12 protein-coding genes are annotated in these 12273 nt (G+C 49.0%); 2 read left to right on the top strand and 10 right to left on the bottom strand.

Features of this window, described 5'->3' with window-relative positions; genetic code table 11:
• The first annotated feature begins 36 nt into the window (after window positions 1-36).
• The gene (locus tag HMPREF3052_RS06640; protein WP_070749253.1) at window positions 37-2013 is read left to right on the top strand and encodes a TonB-dependent copper receptor; all 1977 of its coding nucleotides are present in this window, start codon (window positions 37-39) and stop codon (window positions 2011-2013) included.
• 127 nt (window positions 2014-2140) lie between these two features.
• On the opposite strand, the gene HMPREF3052_RS06635 is transcribed toward HMPREF3052_RS06640, so the two are convergent.
• The 4 genes from HMPREF3052_RS06635 to HMPREF3052_RS06620 all read right to left on the bottom strand — a co-directional run bounded on the left by HMPREF3052_RS06635 (window position 2141) and on the right by HMPREF3052_RS06620 (window position 6408).
• Window positions 2141-3478, bottom strand: coding sequence for a sodium-dependent transporter (locus HMPREF3052_RS06635; RefSeq protein ID WP_070749252.1), 1338 nt, complete (start codon window positions 3476-3478; stop codon window positions 2141-2143).
• A 267-nt stretch (window positions 3479-3745) separates the two neighbouring features.
• A complete protein-coding gene (locus HMPREF3052_RS06630; protein ID WP_141756619.1) occupies window positions 3746-4651 on the bottom strand; it encodes a metal ABC transporter solute-binding protein, Zn/Mn family in 906 nt (301 codons plus the stop codon).
• A gap of 79 nt (window positions 4652-4730) precedes the next feature.
• Entirely contained in the window at window positions 4731-5606 is an 876-nt protein-coding gene (locus tag HMPREF3052_RS06625; RefSeq protein ID WP_070749250.1) for a metal ABC transporter permease, read from the bottom strand.
• 76 nt (window positions 5607-5682) lie between these two features.
• On the bottom strand, window positions 5683-6408 hold the full coding sequence (locus HMPREF3052_RS06620; RefSeq protein ID WP_191620675.1) for a metal ABC transporter ATP-binding protein: 726 nt from the start codon (window positions 6406-6408) through the stop codon (window positions 5683-5685).
• A 270-nt stretch (window positions 6409-6678) separates the two neighbouring features.
• Here HMPREF3052_RS06620 and HMPREF3052_RS06610 point away from each other — a divergent pair, with 270 nt between their 5' ends.
• On the top strand, window positions 6679-6975 hold the full coding sequence (locus tag HMPREF3052_RS06610; protein WP_070749248.1) for a DUF2288 domain-containing protein: 297 nt from the start codon (window positions 6679-6681) through the stop codon (window positions 6973-6975).
• A gap of 58 nt (window positions 6976-7033) precedes the next feature.
• Here HMPREF3052_RS06610 and apaG read toward each other — a convergent pair whose 3' ends face one another.
• The 6 genes from apaG to hpnD all read right to left on the bottom strand — a co-directional run bounded on the left by apaG (window position 7034) and on the right by hpnD (window position 12091).
• Window positions 7034-7402 (bottom strand): Co2+/Mg2+ efflux protein ApaG, encoded by a 369-nt coding sequence (gene apaG, locus HMPREF3052_RS06605; RefSeq protein ID WP_049350701.1) that lies wholly within the window; start codon window positions 7400-7402, stop codon window positions 7034-7036.
• Between the two features lie 96 nt (window positions 7403-7498).
• On the bottom strand, window positions 7499-7987 hold the full coding sequence (locus tag HMPREF3052_RS06600; RefSeq protein WP_070749279.1) for a phosphatidylglycerophosphatase A family protein: 489 nt from the start codon (window positions 7985-7987) through the stop codon (window positions 7499-7501).
• Complete coding sequence (thiL, locus tag HMPREF3052_RS06595; RefSeq protein ID WP_070749247.1) at window positions 7980-8936, bottom strand: thiamine-phosphate kinase; 957 nt, start codon at window positions 8934-8936, stop codon at window positions 7980-7982. Before thiL ends, HMPREF3052_RS06600 begins: the two co-directional genes overlap by 8 nt.
• A 187-nt stretch (window positions 8937-9123) precedes the next feature.
• Window positions 9124-9843 carry an SDR family oxidoreductase gene (locus HMPREF3052_RS06590; protein WP_003682583.1) on the bottom strand — a complete coding sequence of 240 codons (720 nt, stop codon included), beginning with the start codon at window positions 9841-9843 and terminating at the stop codon, window positions 9124-9126.
• Window positions 9844-9938: 95 nt separating this feature from the next.
• Entirely contained in the window at window positions 9939-11246 is a 1308-nt protein-coding gene (hpnE, locus tag HMPREF3052_RS06585) for a hydroxysqualene dehydroxylase HpnE (protein ID WP_070749246.1), read from the bottom strand.
• Window positions 11243-12091 carry a presqualene diphosphate synthase HpnD gene (gene hpnD / locus HMPREF3052_RS06580; protein ID WP_070749245.1) on the bottom strand — a complete coding sequence of 283 codons (849 nt, stop codon included), beginning with the start codon at window positions 12089-12091 and terminating at the stop codon, window positions 11243-11245. Before hpnD ends, hpnE begins: the two co-directional genes overlap by 4 nt.
• Between the last annotated feature and the right edge of the window lie 182 nt (window positions 12092-12273).

Raw genomic sequence — 12273 nt, 5'->3', positions numbered from 1 at the left:
TACTCGATATGACACTTAATGATAGAGAGGAACCACATGAAATACCCACCATTACTTATCTTGCCTATCGTCTTAGCCGTATCCCAAGCATGGGCAGATACTGACCCTGTACCTGAAGAAACAGTTACCCTTTCCCCTGTCACCGTTACCGGCACACAACAACAAAAAGCCAACCGCGTTACTTTCAACCCCAAAGCTGCTTTGCAACCCCTCCCTGCCGGCGACGGGGCAGACCTTTTGCAATCCGTGCCTAATATGAGCATCATCCGCAAAGGCGGTAGCTCGGGCGATCCGCTGTTCCGTGGCTTGGGCGGCTCGCGCCTCTCCGTCAATGCAGACGACCAGTTTATTTATGGCGGTTGCGGTATGCGCATGGACCCGCCGACTGCCTATATCCACCCAAATTCATTTGATCAAGTCGTGGTTACCAAAGGACCGCAAACCGTAACCCAAGGCATGGGCTTGGTCAGCGGCTCGGTGCAATTTATCCGTAAAGATCCTGATTTCACTGAAAAACCTTACAACATTAACGCCACTCTGACAGCAGGCAGCAACGACCGCCTTGACGGCTCGCTGGAAGCCGAGTTCGGCGGCAAATATGGCTACATCCGTACCAATATCTCCCATAACGAAGCCGACGATTATAAAGACGGCGACGGCAACCGCATTCATTCCAACTTCAAACGCGACAGCCAAATGTTGCAACTGGGTGTTACCCCGACAGAAAACACCACCATTGCCGGTACATACGAGCGCAGCAGGGCCAAGGTTGCCTACGCCGACCGCATGATGGACGGCAGCAAATTTGACCGTGATGCGTGGAATATCCGTTTTACCCAACGCAACCTTACCCCATGGTTCAGCGAGTTGGAACTGCGCTACGGTAAAAGCGAAATCGACCACGTGATGGACACATACAGCCTGCGTACCATCTACAATCCTGCCGGCAAGCAGATTAAAAATGCCAACAACCCCAAACGCAATACTGATACAGGCCGTCTGAAAGCCACTTTCGACTGGGACAAGCTCAACCTGCAAACCGGTTTGGACTATCTGGACGACGTCCACGTCGCACGCATGGAGCGTGGCGGCGACGGCTACAGCCACAAGCCTTACATGCCCAACCAAAGTTTCAAACAATGGGGTATTTTCACCGAAGCCGCTTGGCAGCAAACCGACAATCAACGCTGGGTAGCAGGTTTGCGCCATGACCAAGTCAAAGCGCATTACGATACCGCGCGCGTGACCGACCCCGTTTTGAAACATCAAAAATTCAATTTGAACTCAGGCTTCCTGCGTTGGGAAAGAAATACGGACAACGGCCTGAAATACTATGCCGGCTTCGGTATTGCCGAACGCGCACCTGACTACTGGGAACGCCTGCGCTCTGAAAACAAAGCCATCCGCGCAGAGCAAAACCGCCAAATCGATGCAGGTGTAATCTGGAAACGTCCTAATCTCCACGCGTCTGTGTCCGTATTCGGCAGCGACATCAAAGACTTCATCATGATGGAGCGCCAAGGCATGAATTTCGGCGTGCGCAACATCAACGCTTCACGCTTTGGCGGCGAAGCCGAAGTCAAATGGACATTTGCGCCTAACTGGGAAGTCGGCACCAGCCTCGCCTACACCCACGGCAAAAACCGTACCGACGGCAAACCTTTGGCACAAACGCCGCCACTCGAGTGGAACAACACCCTCGCCTTTGACAACGGCAAATTCAGCGCGGGCGCATTATGGCGCGTCGTGGCCAAACAAAACCGTTACAGCAAAGGCCAAGGCAATATCGTCGGCCAAGACATCGGCGCTTCTTCGGGCTTTGGCGTACTCTCGCTCAACGCCGGTTGGAAATTCAGCAAATACGCCACATTGCAAGGCGGCGTGGACAACGTGTTCAACAAAACCTATGCTGAATTCGTCAGCCGCGGCGGCGACCCGTCTGCCGGTACACAAACCATGCGCGTGAACGAACCCGGCCGTACTGCATGGCTGAGACTGCAAGCGAAGTTCTAATCAGCCTCGCGCATATATAAAAAGGCCGTCTGAAAAATTTTCAGACGGCCTTAATATTTTTAATGATGTTTTTAAACAAACAGTCCGGCGAAACAATGCAACGCCGGACTGTTTGCTCTCTATCGGATTAAATCAAACCCAAAGAGTTGATGAACACCACAATAATCGCAATCGGCGCAAGATAGCGAAGCACACCCAGCCACAGGTAAAGCAACTGTTTCGGAATGGTACTGCCCATGCCCGCATCGCGCAGGACGGACTGTTTGTCCTGAACCCATGACGTAAACACGGCAACGCTCAATGCGCCAATCGGCATGATAACGGCGGAAATAATGAAGTCCCACAAGTCAAAAATGGTTTTGCCGAAAATTTTAAACTCGCTCCAAACGCCAAATGACAGCGCCGAAGGAATACCGACTATGAAAATCGCAATACCGGTTACCCAAGCGTGACTGCTGCGCTTTTTCTCGTCTTGACGGATGGTTGCTGCGATAACGGTTTCCAGCATGGAAAATGCGGAAGTCAGTGTCGCAAAGACAACCAACAGCATAAACACGGCAAACAAATATGTACCCATCGGCATTTTCATGAAGACCGCAGGCAACACAACAAAAATCAAACCAGGGCCTTGACCGGGTTCAAAGCCGAAGGCAAATACCGCAGGAAAAATCACCAAACCGGCCAGCAGGGAAACAAACAGGTTCATCCACATAATCATATGGCCGGAGCGGAACATATCCTGATCCTTACCCAAATACGAAGCATAGGTAATCATCGCGGACACGCCGATACTCAATGCAAAAAATGCCTGCCCCAAAGCAGTCAGCATCGTGCCGGGCTTCAAATACGACCAATCCGGTTTCAACAAAAATGCCACGCCCTCCATTGCGCCGGGCAAAGTCAGCGAACGGATAGCCAGTGCGATAAAGAGGATAAACAAACCCGGCATCAACACGCGGTTTGCCTTTTCAATGCCGTCTGAAACACCGCCTTTGACCACCCAAATGGTAATCAGCATGAACAAACCTTGGTAAAACAGCGAGCCAAACGGTGAAGAAATCGTATTTTCAAACAGGGCCTTAAAGTCTGCGCCAACGTGAATTTCGCCGGTAAAACTGTGTACCACATAGTTTAATACCCAGCCGCCGACCACGCTGTAAAACGACAGCAAGATAAAACAAGCGGCCACGCCCATGCGGCCAACCCACGGCCACTGCGAACCGGGGCGCAATCCTTTGAAGGAGTCGATGGCGTTTTTACCGCCCGTGCGGCCGATGTAAAACTCGGCCAATTGAACCGGCAAGGCTACCAAAATCGTAAAAATCAAAAACAAAAGAAAAAATACAGCGCCACCGTTTGTACCGGCCGTATAAGGGAATTTCCAAATTGCACCCAAACCGATGGCCGAGCCTGCCGCAGCAAGCACAAAGCCGATTTTGGATGACCAAGACGAATGGTTGCTCATGATGTAATATTAAGAAACGTGAAGATGCCGAATTGTAACAGGGTGAAGTCAAGCCGTGAGTGGCTGACGGACAGCCGATAAGCAATTCGCACGGATGGTGCGTACTTACCAAGCAAATTAGCATGAATTTTTGATAATTAAACTTCTAATAGCACAAATTTTATTTTTATATTCTAAATTTGACGGTTTATTTTAAAAATAAGCATATAAAAGGCCGTCTGAAACCTTGTTTTTAAGGTTTCAGACGGCCTTTATCCTTAAGCCGCTTTATTTTTTCATGGCATCGGTCAAAACTTTGACATTGTAGCGGTACATACCGATGTAGCTGTTAGCCGGTGCGCCACCCAATGCATCTGAATACAAACGTCCGCTGACATTGACGCCGGTTTCTTTGGCAATACGGTCAATCATACGCGTGTCTTTGATGTTTTCAGTAAAGACGGCCTTAATGCCCTCGCGTTTGATTTGGCGGATGATGGAAGCCACTTGTTTGGCAGACGGCTCGGCCTCACTGCTCACGCCTTGTGGGGCGATAAATTCAATATTGTAGCGTTTACCCATGTAAGAGAACGCATCGTGTCCGGTCAAGACTTTACGCTTGGCGGCAGGCACGGCATTAAAGGCAGCCTGCGCATCGCTGTGCAATTTCTTCAGCTGCATTTGATAGTTGCCCAAACGTTGCTGATAGTAGGTTTTGCCTTCAGGGTCGGCTTGAATCAAAGCATTGGCAACGTTTTGCGCATAAGTGCCCATCAGGACGGGGTCGGTCCAAACGTGCGGGTCAAACTCGCCGTGATCGTGATGATGGCCTTCGTGATCATGGTCATGATGATGGCCGCCCTCTTCTGCTTTCAAAGCCTGAATGCCTTTGGTCGCTTCGGCAAAAGGAACTTTGCTCTGTTTGACTGCGCGCTGTACGTCAGCAGCTTCCAAGCCCAAGCCGTTGAGCAATACCAATTTGGCACTGCGGATTTTTTTGATGTCGCCACTGGTCATGTGGTAGGCATGGCTGTCTTGGTTGGGGCCCACCAAGCTTTGAACGGCCACACGGTCGCCACCAACCTGTTTGGCCACGTCGCCCAAAATGCTGAAGCTGGTGACAACAGGCAGCGGAGCGGCATAAGCTGCACCGGTCAATAATGCGGCAACGATGCCGAGTTTCCAATGTTTCATATTCTCTCCAGTGATATAACGTAACATTAACATCATCATAAAACAGACCGCCTGATTATTCAAGCGGCCGTCTGAAAAATCATGCCGTGCGGTGTTTCTTGCGGCGCAGCCATTTTGCCAAAATGCCGCCTTCCCAACCGAACACGACGGAAATCAGGTAAAGCGTGCCGCAGCATAAAATAATCGCAGGGCCGGACGGGATTTCGATATGGTAGGAAAACAACAGCCCTGCCAAGCCGCAAAGCAAAGCCAATGCGACAGACAAAATCATCAGCCAACCCATGCTTCTCGCCCACAGTCTGGCAGTAATCGCCGGCAACATCATCAAGCCTACCGACATCAGCGTACCCAATGCCTGAAAACCGGCAACCAGATTCATCACGACCAGCACCAAAAACAGCACATGCCAAAAGCCGCCCTTACCGCCTACAGCCTTGAGGAACAAAGGGTCTATGCTTTCCAACACCAGCGGGCGGAACATCACCGCCATCAGCAAAATAGTAACACTCGCGGAAACGGCAATCAGCTGCAAAGCCGGAATATCCACCGCCAACACCGAGCCAAACAGCAAATGCAGCAAATCGACGCTGCTGCCGTTTTTGCTGACCAAAACCACGCCGATGGCAAGGCTGCTCAAATAAAATGCGGCAAAGTTCGCGTCTTCTTTCAATGAAGTAAACCGGCTGACCAAACCGGCCAACAAAGCCATCAGCAAACCGGCCGCAAAACCGCCGACGCTCATCGCAGGCAAACTCAAGCCGGCAAACATATAGCCAATGGCCGCACCGGGCAAAACCGCATGGCTCAAGGCGTCGCCCACCAAACTCATGCGGCGCATCACCAAAAACACACCAACAGGCGCCGCGCTCAATGCCAGGCAGAAAATCGATGCCAAGGCATAGCGCATAAAGTCAAATTCGACGAACGGCGCGACGACCAAATCATATAAATCCATGTTTTATCGCTTTTTTATTAATCTCTGAAAGCCTTAGGCCGTCTGAAAAATACTAACTTTCAGACGGCCTTGTCCATTAAACCGCGCACCAATCGGCCGCTTCCTGTTTCTGCATCATTCGGTTGGCCTGTGCCAAAAATTCATCGGTCAACACATTTTCCGTCGCACCGGCAGTCACTTTTTCACGCGCCAAAAGCAGCGTGTTGGCAAAATATGCCCTCACCTGCTCGTAATCATGCAACACGGCAATCACAGCCTGACCGTCCTGATGGCATTGGCGCAAAACTTCCAACAGCGCATAAGTCGTCCGTGCATCCACCGCATTAAATGGTTCGTCCAGCAGCAAAAATTTGGCATCCTGCACCAGCATCCGCGCGAATAATACGCGTTGGAACTGACCATTGGACAAGTGCGCGATTTGGCGCGTGGCAAAATCCTGCATTTCCACGCGTTCCAAAGCCGCCATCACGCGCTTTTTCTGAGCCGCGTTCACGCGTCCAAAAAATCCGATTTCATACCACAGCCCCATCGCCGCCAGTTCAAACACCGTCATCGGCTGGCTGCGGTCAATATCCGACTGCTGAGGCAGATAGGCAATATCCTTGCGCGCCATATTTTCATAGCGCACGCTGCCCGTGTCCGTCTTCTGCAAGCCCATAATAGCTTTGAGAAAAGTCGATTTACCCGCGCCGTTCGGCCCGAAAATCGTCCACATCTTGCCATCTTCAAACACCATATCGACATGGTGCACCACCGGCCTGCGTTGATAGCTGACCGTCAGATTTTCCACCACAATACTCATGGCGATACCGCCCAAAAATATACAGCCCACAACGCCGCCAATGCGACAAGCGCAATCAGCAGCCTTTGCAGCAATCCGGTCAACAATACAGAATTCATAAGCCTAAAACCGCCTTTGCCCGAATACGGACTACAGGCCGTCTGAAAGAAAATTAAAACATTAAAATGATACTGTATAACGTTAACCCTGTAAATTTCTTTCGTTTTCAGACGGCATCGGGCAAAAGGCCGAATATCGGTTACAATCCGTTTTTTATTTGATGATTGCCCTATGTCTATTCCACTCTTAAACGAAAAACTCAATACCGAAACCGCCCGCATTTCATGGGAAGAGCTGCAACCCCACTTCGCACGCGGTGCCGCCGTCTATGTTGCGCCCGATTTGGATTTGATTGCCGTCGCCCGCCATGTTGCCGAAGATGAAGCCGCGCCATTGAAACATTGGATGGAACAAGGCAAATTCGGTGCCGTCAGTGATGATATGGCGCGCACATTTTTAGCGGATCAGCAGGAAATGTGGGCGGTTGTCGTGGCGCCGTGGGTATTGGTACAGCCTTGCAAAGACTGATAAGGCCGTCTGAAAAAAAACCGGAACATGCGAAATGTTCCGGTTTTTTTCAGACGGCCTATTGCAACGTAAAGCCTGCTTTGAATTCAAGCTTCGGCACCCCGATAACGAAACGTTTGCCGATGCTGTCTTCAAATTCATAAGCGCCTTCGATGCTGCCCCAAGGCGTGCTGATTTGCGAACCGCTGTGGTACTCATAGGCTTCGCCCGGGTACAAAACAGGTTGCTCTTCAATCAGGCCGGCATGACCGACCTGCTCTGTCTCACCGTGTCCGTCGGTGATTTCCCAAAAACGCTGACGCAAAGTAATGATTTCATCACTGCGGTTGCAGATGGTAATCAGATAATTGAAGGCATAGCGGTCGCGATAGACGTCGCTCTGACCGGCCATATAACGCGGCTCCACGTTAATCTCGATTTCATTCATAATTGTTTACCCCGTATGGTATTTATTTTATTTCAATCCGGATAATTCCGGCGTGTCCGCCCTATTTTTGCAAAGGGTCGAAACACTTAAAACGCATCACGCAATCCAATAAAACAGGCCTAAGACCATCAAGGTCATCACAGCCGCAATCAAATCATCAAGCATAATGCCTAAACCTCCATGAATCCGCCGGTCAAACCATTTAATCGGCCATGGTTTCAACGCATCAAACAAGCGGAAAATAATAAAAGCCGCCAGCCACCAGCTCCATTTAAACGGAATCAGTGACAGCACCAGCAGCATCGCGACAATTTCATCCCAGACGATACCGCCGTAATCCTGAATACCCAGTTCCCTCTCGGTATAACCGCAAATACGGATACCCCAGAAGAACAAGGCGATACACAATAAAAGCAATATCCAGCCGTCTATGCCCAACAGGCACAATACAAAAGCCAGAGGTAATGCTGCCAGCGTTCCGGCCGTACCCGGCGCAACCGGCGACAAGCCGCTGCCGAAACCGAATCCTAAAAAACACAATGGTTTTTGCAACAGCCAAGAAAAAGTAGGTTTACGTTCAGCCAAAATGATCAAATCCTAAAGAAGTCAGTTCCAATACGCCGCCTTCGGCATCCAAAATATTCAGACGGCCTGAGTCAGTCATTTTACCAATTCGGGCGACCGGTACGCCACTTTGTTCCGCTGCCTGATAAACGCGTTTCCTGTCTTCTGGAGCGGCAGTAAAAATCAGTTCGTAGTCATCGCCGCCGGCCAATACTACCGACAACCATTGCTCGCGCGACAACACATTTTTCAATTCAGGCAACGACGGCATACAATCGGCAAATATTTCCGCCCCGACAGCAGAGGCTTTCAAAATATGCCCCACATCTTGAGCCAGGCCGTCTGAAACATCTTGCGCGGCATGGGCAAACGGCAACAATGCCTGACCCAATGAAACGCGCGGTTCCGGACGGAGCAATTTATCATCGCAAACCGCCATGATTTCAGACGGCAATTGATAATGCCCCAGATGTTTGTTCAAAGCAGCGGCAGCCAAACCCAACCGACCCGACACCCAAATATCGTCGCCGACTTCGGCCGCATCACGCCGCAGGGCACACCCTGTCGGAACTTCACCTACTATCGTTACATTAAAGACCAAATCGCCTTTGGTGGTATCGCCACCAATCAACACCGTATCAAAACGCGCGGCCAAAGCAAAAAAGCTATCGCAAAAACGTTTGAGCCAGTCTTGATTCAATTCAGGCAAGGCAGCACTGAGCAACACCCAACGCGGCTTGGCACCCATAGCGGCCATATCGGATAAATTTACTGCAAGCATTTTCCATGCCAAATCTTCAGGCAAAACATCTTCAAAAAAATGTCTGCCTTTGACCAACATATCAGCGCTAAAACATAAATCAAATCCGTTACTTGGGCGAATAATAGCGGCATCGTCCCCTATGCCCAAAATCAGACCTTCCGATTTTTGTCGCTGCAAATATTGTCTGATAAAGTCAAATTCCGTCATATTTATCCAATATAACTATAACTTAGATTACTATATCTAATTTTGTACCAGCCTAATGTTTGCCTGCTAACACGTCAAACATCAAACTTCAACATTATTTAGATATAAAACTCAATAAGTTAAAGGCCGTCTGAAAATATAAATTTCAGACGGCCTCATGTTTTCAAACCACTCTGAGCAGGTATATTTACAGATAGACGATTTCGCCTGTCCGCCCCCTGCTCTCTTGACTTGCCCACCAAATAAATTGCGGCAGGACATCTTCGTAGTTTTTACGTTCGCTTTTCGATTCGCCCGGATGCGATTTAATACGTTGCGGCGAATTGATGGCGCCCGGCACCAAAACATTGGCACGCAGGTTGTCAAAACGTTCCCACTCATCCGCAGCCACTTTACACAAATAATTGAGCGCGGCTTTGGAGGCACCGAAACCGCCCCAATAGGCTTGCGGTTTCTCGCCGTGGCTTTCGCCGACAAAAATCACAGAAGCGTCTTCGGATTGCTTCAACAATGGGAACAGCGCACGGGTCAAGCCCATAGGCGCAACGGTATTGATGCGGTATTGGTTGACCCATTCCGATACGGTTTGGAAATCCAATGGCGACAAGGCATAGAAATAGCTGGCACAATGCACCACGCCATCCAATTTTCCGCCGGTTGCTTCATCAATAGTTTCCGCGAATTGCTTAAACTCTTTCTCCTCCGCGCTCATCAAATCAAAGCAGATGGCAAACGGCTCGGGGCTGCCCGCAGCCACAATGGCATCATATACTTTTTCCAAACGCTTTTGATGACGCGCCACCAAAATGACAGTCGCTCCGGCAGCCGCATAGGCTTTGGCAACTTGCTCGCCCAAGCCTTGGGATGCACCGGTAATCAAGATGGTTTTGTTCGCTAATGTCGTCATGCCTTTTCCTTGAACTTTATGGTTTCGGATATTGTATCGGCTTGGTAAGTTTTGTAAAGTCAAAAAGGCCGTCTGAACATTCAGACGGCCTCAGTTTATTCAACCTGCAAATCCAGCATAAGCTTTTCAGCCGCTGCAAAGCCAGACTGAACCGCAGCCTCCAATGTTGCCGGATAGCGCGGATGGAGGTAGTCGCCGGCCGGATAAATACGGCGATGGTGCAACCATGAGAAATCAGGTTGTACAAAATCAACCGTTGCCGCCGTAGTCGCGCGTTTTTCCGTAATAATGCGTACGGCTTCGGGCTTATCCAAATACGGACAAACCCGCTTAATGTCCGCATGAATTTTCTCGGCCAAATCTTTATCCTTCCAAGCCTCGGTGCAATCGGAAACGCTGATGACAACCGCAACTTCATTATCCGGCAAACCCAACGCCCCCCGATGCAGCGCCCATTGCGCCGCACCATCGGCAAACCCGGTTAAAGGTGCAGGCAGTTTGACTGCTTGGGCATAACGCAAATAAACCGTGCTAATCGCATGATAGTGCAACGATTGATAGGCCGTCTGAATATAGTCAGGCGTATCTTCAGGCAGAAGTACGTCAACATGATATGGCGCAACAGCCAAAATCACCGCATCAAATACTTCACCATTGATTTCAATTCGGCCATCAATATGATGGTTTAAATGGGAAACACGAGTTTCAAGATATATCTTTGCACCATGTTTGTGTAGAAAATCCAAAGCCGGCTCGGCTACGATCCGCCCTAAATCCTGCTTAGGCAAAAGATAATCGCTGTTCTCCTTTTCAGACCACACGCCATCATTCAATACATTACATAAAGTGCGCAACGATGCCTGTTCTAACGGCGTATTTAAAGCACCCCAAACCAAAGGTTGCCAAAATTGGCCAAGCAGGCTGCGGGGAACATTTCGTGTTCTCAACCACTTTGCAACCGTCAAATCGGTTTTATGATGAGCTGCCCAACGTCGCAATGCCGACATATCCGACAGAAATTTGATTTTCAATGAAAAAGAAAGATTTTTAGCACGCAGGATGCCGACAAGCAAATGCCAAGGTGCAGGCAGAGAGGCCGTCTGAAACTGTAATCCTTCATGGATGTACCATCGCAAAGGCTGGCGTAAAAAGGCTGATTCAGGTTGAACGCCAATATGTTGCATCAAAGTTTGAACACCATGATACGCACCCAACAAGATATGCTGCCCATTATCCAAAAAGCTGAATCCATCATCTTTTCCGGACAAGGGACGCGCCCTACCGCCAGCCTGTCTCCCGGCCTCAAACAAAGAAATATCGGCTCGATGAATCAGGGAAACCGCCGCAGACAAACCTGCCCAACCGGCACCAATCACAGCAATTTTTGGACGCTTAGTATTCATGGTTTAAATCCAAACAGCCAAGTTTTCAAAGCAATACGTTTTTTACGGGGAGAAGGAATCGCAATTTTATAAGTCAAAACATTTTGCGCACCATCACGGTCGATTTCATTCAACAACGCATAATAAATAGCCGCCATAATCAGGCCGACTTTTTGCGATTTCTTATCCTCAGCCGGCAAAAGCAACATCGCTTCACGATAAGTTTCACGCGCCCTATTTACCTGAAATTGCATCAATTTTGCAAAATTGTCTGCCGGTTTGCACTGCATAATTACGTTGGCAGGCACGTCAAACTTCTGCATTTCCTCTATCGGTAGATAAATTCTTCCCTGCCGCGCATCTTCGCCCACATCGCGAATAATGTTCGTCAACTGCAAAGCCAAGCCCATTTTGTCCGCATATTCCAAAGTTTTCGGATTGGAAAAACCTAAAATCCGCGCAATAAGACAACCCACCACCCCGGCAACACGGTAGCAATACAGCTTTAATTCATCAAAACCACCATAACGAGCCTGCTCCAAATCCATCTGCATACCATCAATCAAAGCTTCAAATTCATTCTTCGGCAAGTCAAAATTTACCCGAATATCTTTTAAAGCTTGATGAACGGGATGCTCAGGCATCTCATTATTAAATACTTTCTCCAAATCACTGCGCCACCAATTTAACGTTATCTGAGCTACATTTGGATCGGTACAGCCATCAACCACATCATCTAGTTCGCGACAAAAAGCGTATAAAACAGTGATCGCATTCCGTTTTTCTACCGATAAAAAACGAAAGCCGGATAAAAAACTGGAATGGCTTTCTGCAGCCTTTTGATGACAATAATCCAAAGCAAGCACTGTGTATCCTAAAAATATCGTTATAAATAATTAACAGGGATTTTATCTGTATTTAAAAAAGTACGCCAATATCAAAAACTAATCTTACAACAAGGCCGTCTGAAAACTAATCTTAAGTATCTTTCAGACGGCCTAGCCAATATCGAAGCCACCAACATCACCACCAACAGCTGTATCAAAGA

Source organism: Neisseria sp. HMSC056A03 (assembly GCF_001815685.1).
GTDB classification, from domain to species: Bacteria; Pseudomonadota; Gammaproteobacteria; order Burkholderiales; family Neisseriaceae; genus Neisseria; species Neisseria subflava.
Note: the sequence above shows the minus strand (reverse complement) of the source record. Positions and strands in the feature narration are given on the sequence as shown.

Bases quoted from the DNA above. Each gene is read 5' to 3' on its own strand.
- HMPREF3052_RS06590 (WP_003682583.1), bottom strand. From the start codon at position 9,843: ATGACGACATTAGCGAACAAAACCATCTTGATTACCGGTGCATCCCAA.
- HMPREF3052_RS06610 (WP_070749248.1), top strand. From the start codon at position 6,679: ATGTCTATTCCACTCTTAAACGAAAAACTCAATACCGAAACCGCCCGC.
- HMPREF3052_RS06630 (WP_141756619.1), bottom strand. From the start codon at position 4,651: ATGAAACATTGGAAACTCGGCATCGTTGCCGCATTATTGACCGGTGCA.
- apaG (WP_049350701.1), bottom strand. From the start codon at position 7,402: ATGAATGAAATCGAGATTAACGTGGAGCCGCGTTATATGGCCGGTCAG.
- HMPREF3052_RS06620 (WP_191620675.1), bottom strand. From the start codon at position 6,408: ATGAGTATTGTGGTGGAAAATCTGACGGTCAGCTATCAACGCAGGCCG.
- HMPREF3052_RS06635 (WP_070749252.1), bottom strand. From the start codon at position 3,478: ATGAGCAACCATTCGTCTTGGTCATCCAAAATCGGCTTTGTGCTTGCT.
- HMPREF3052_RS06640 (WP_070749253.1), top strand. From the start codon at position 37: ATGAAATACCCACCATTACTTATCTTGCCTATCGTCTTAGCCGTATCC.
- thiL (WP_070749247.1), bottom strand. From the start codon at position 8,936: ATGACGGAATTTGACTTTATCAGACAATATTTGCAGCGACAAAAATCG.
- hpnE (WP_070749246.1), bottom strand. From the start codon at position 11,246: ATGAATACTAAGCGTCCAAAAATTGCTGTGATTGGTGCCGGTTGGGCA.
- HMPREF3052_RS06625 (WP_070749250.1), bottom strand. From the start codon at position 5,606: ATGGATTTATATGATTTGGTCGTCGCGCCGTTCGTCGAATTTGACTTT.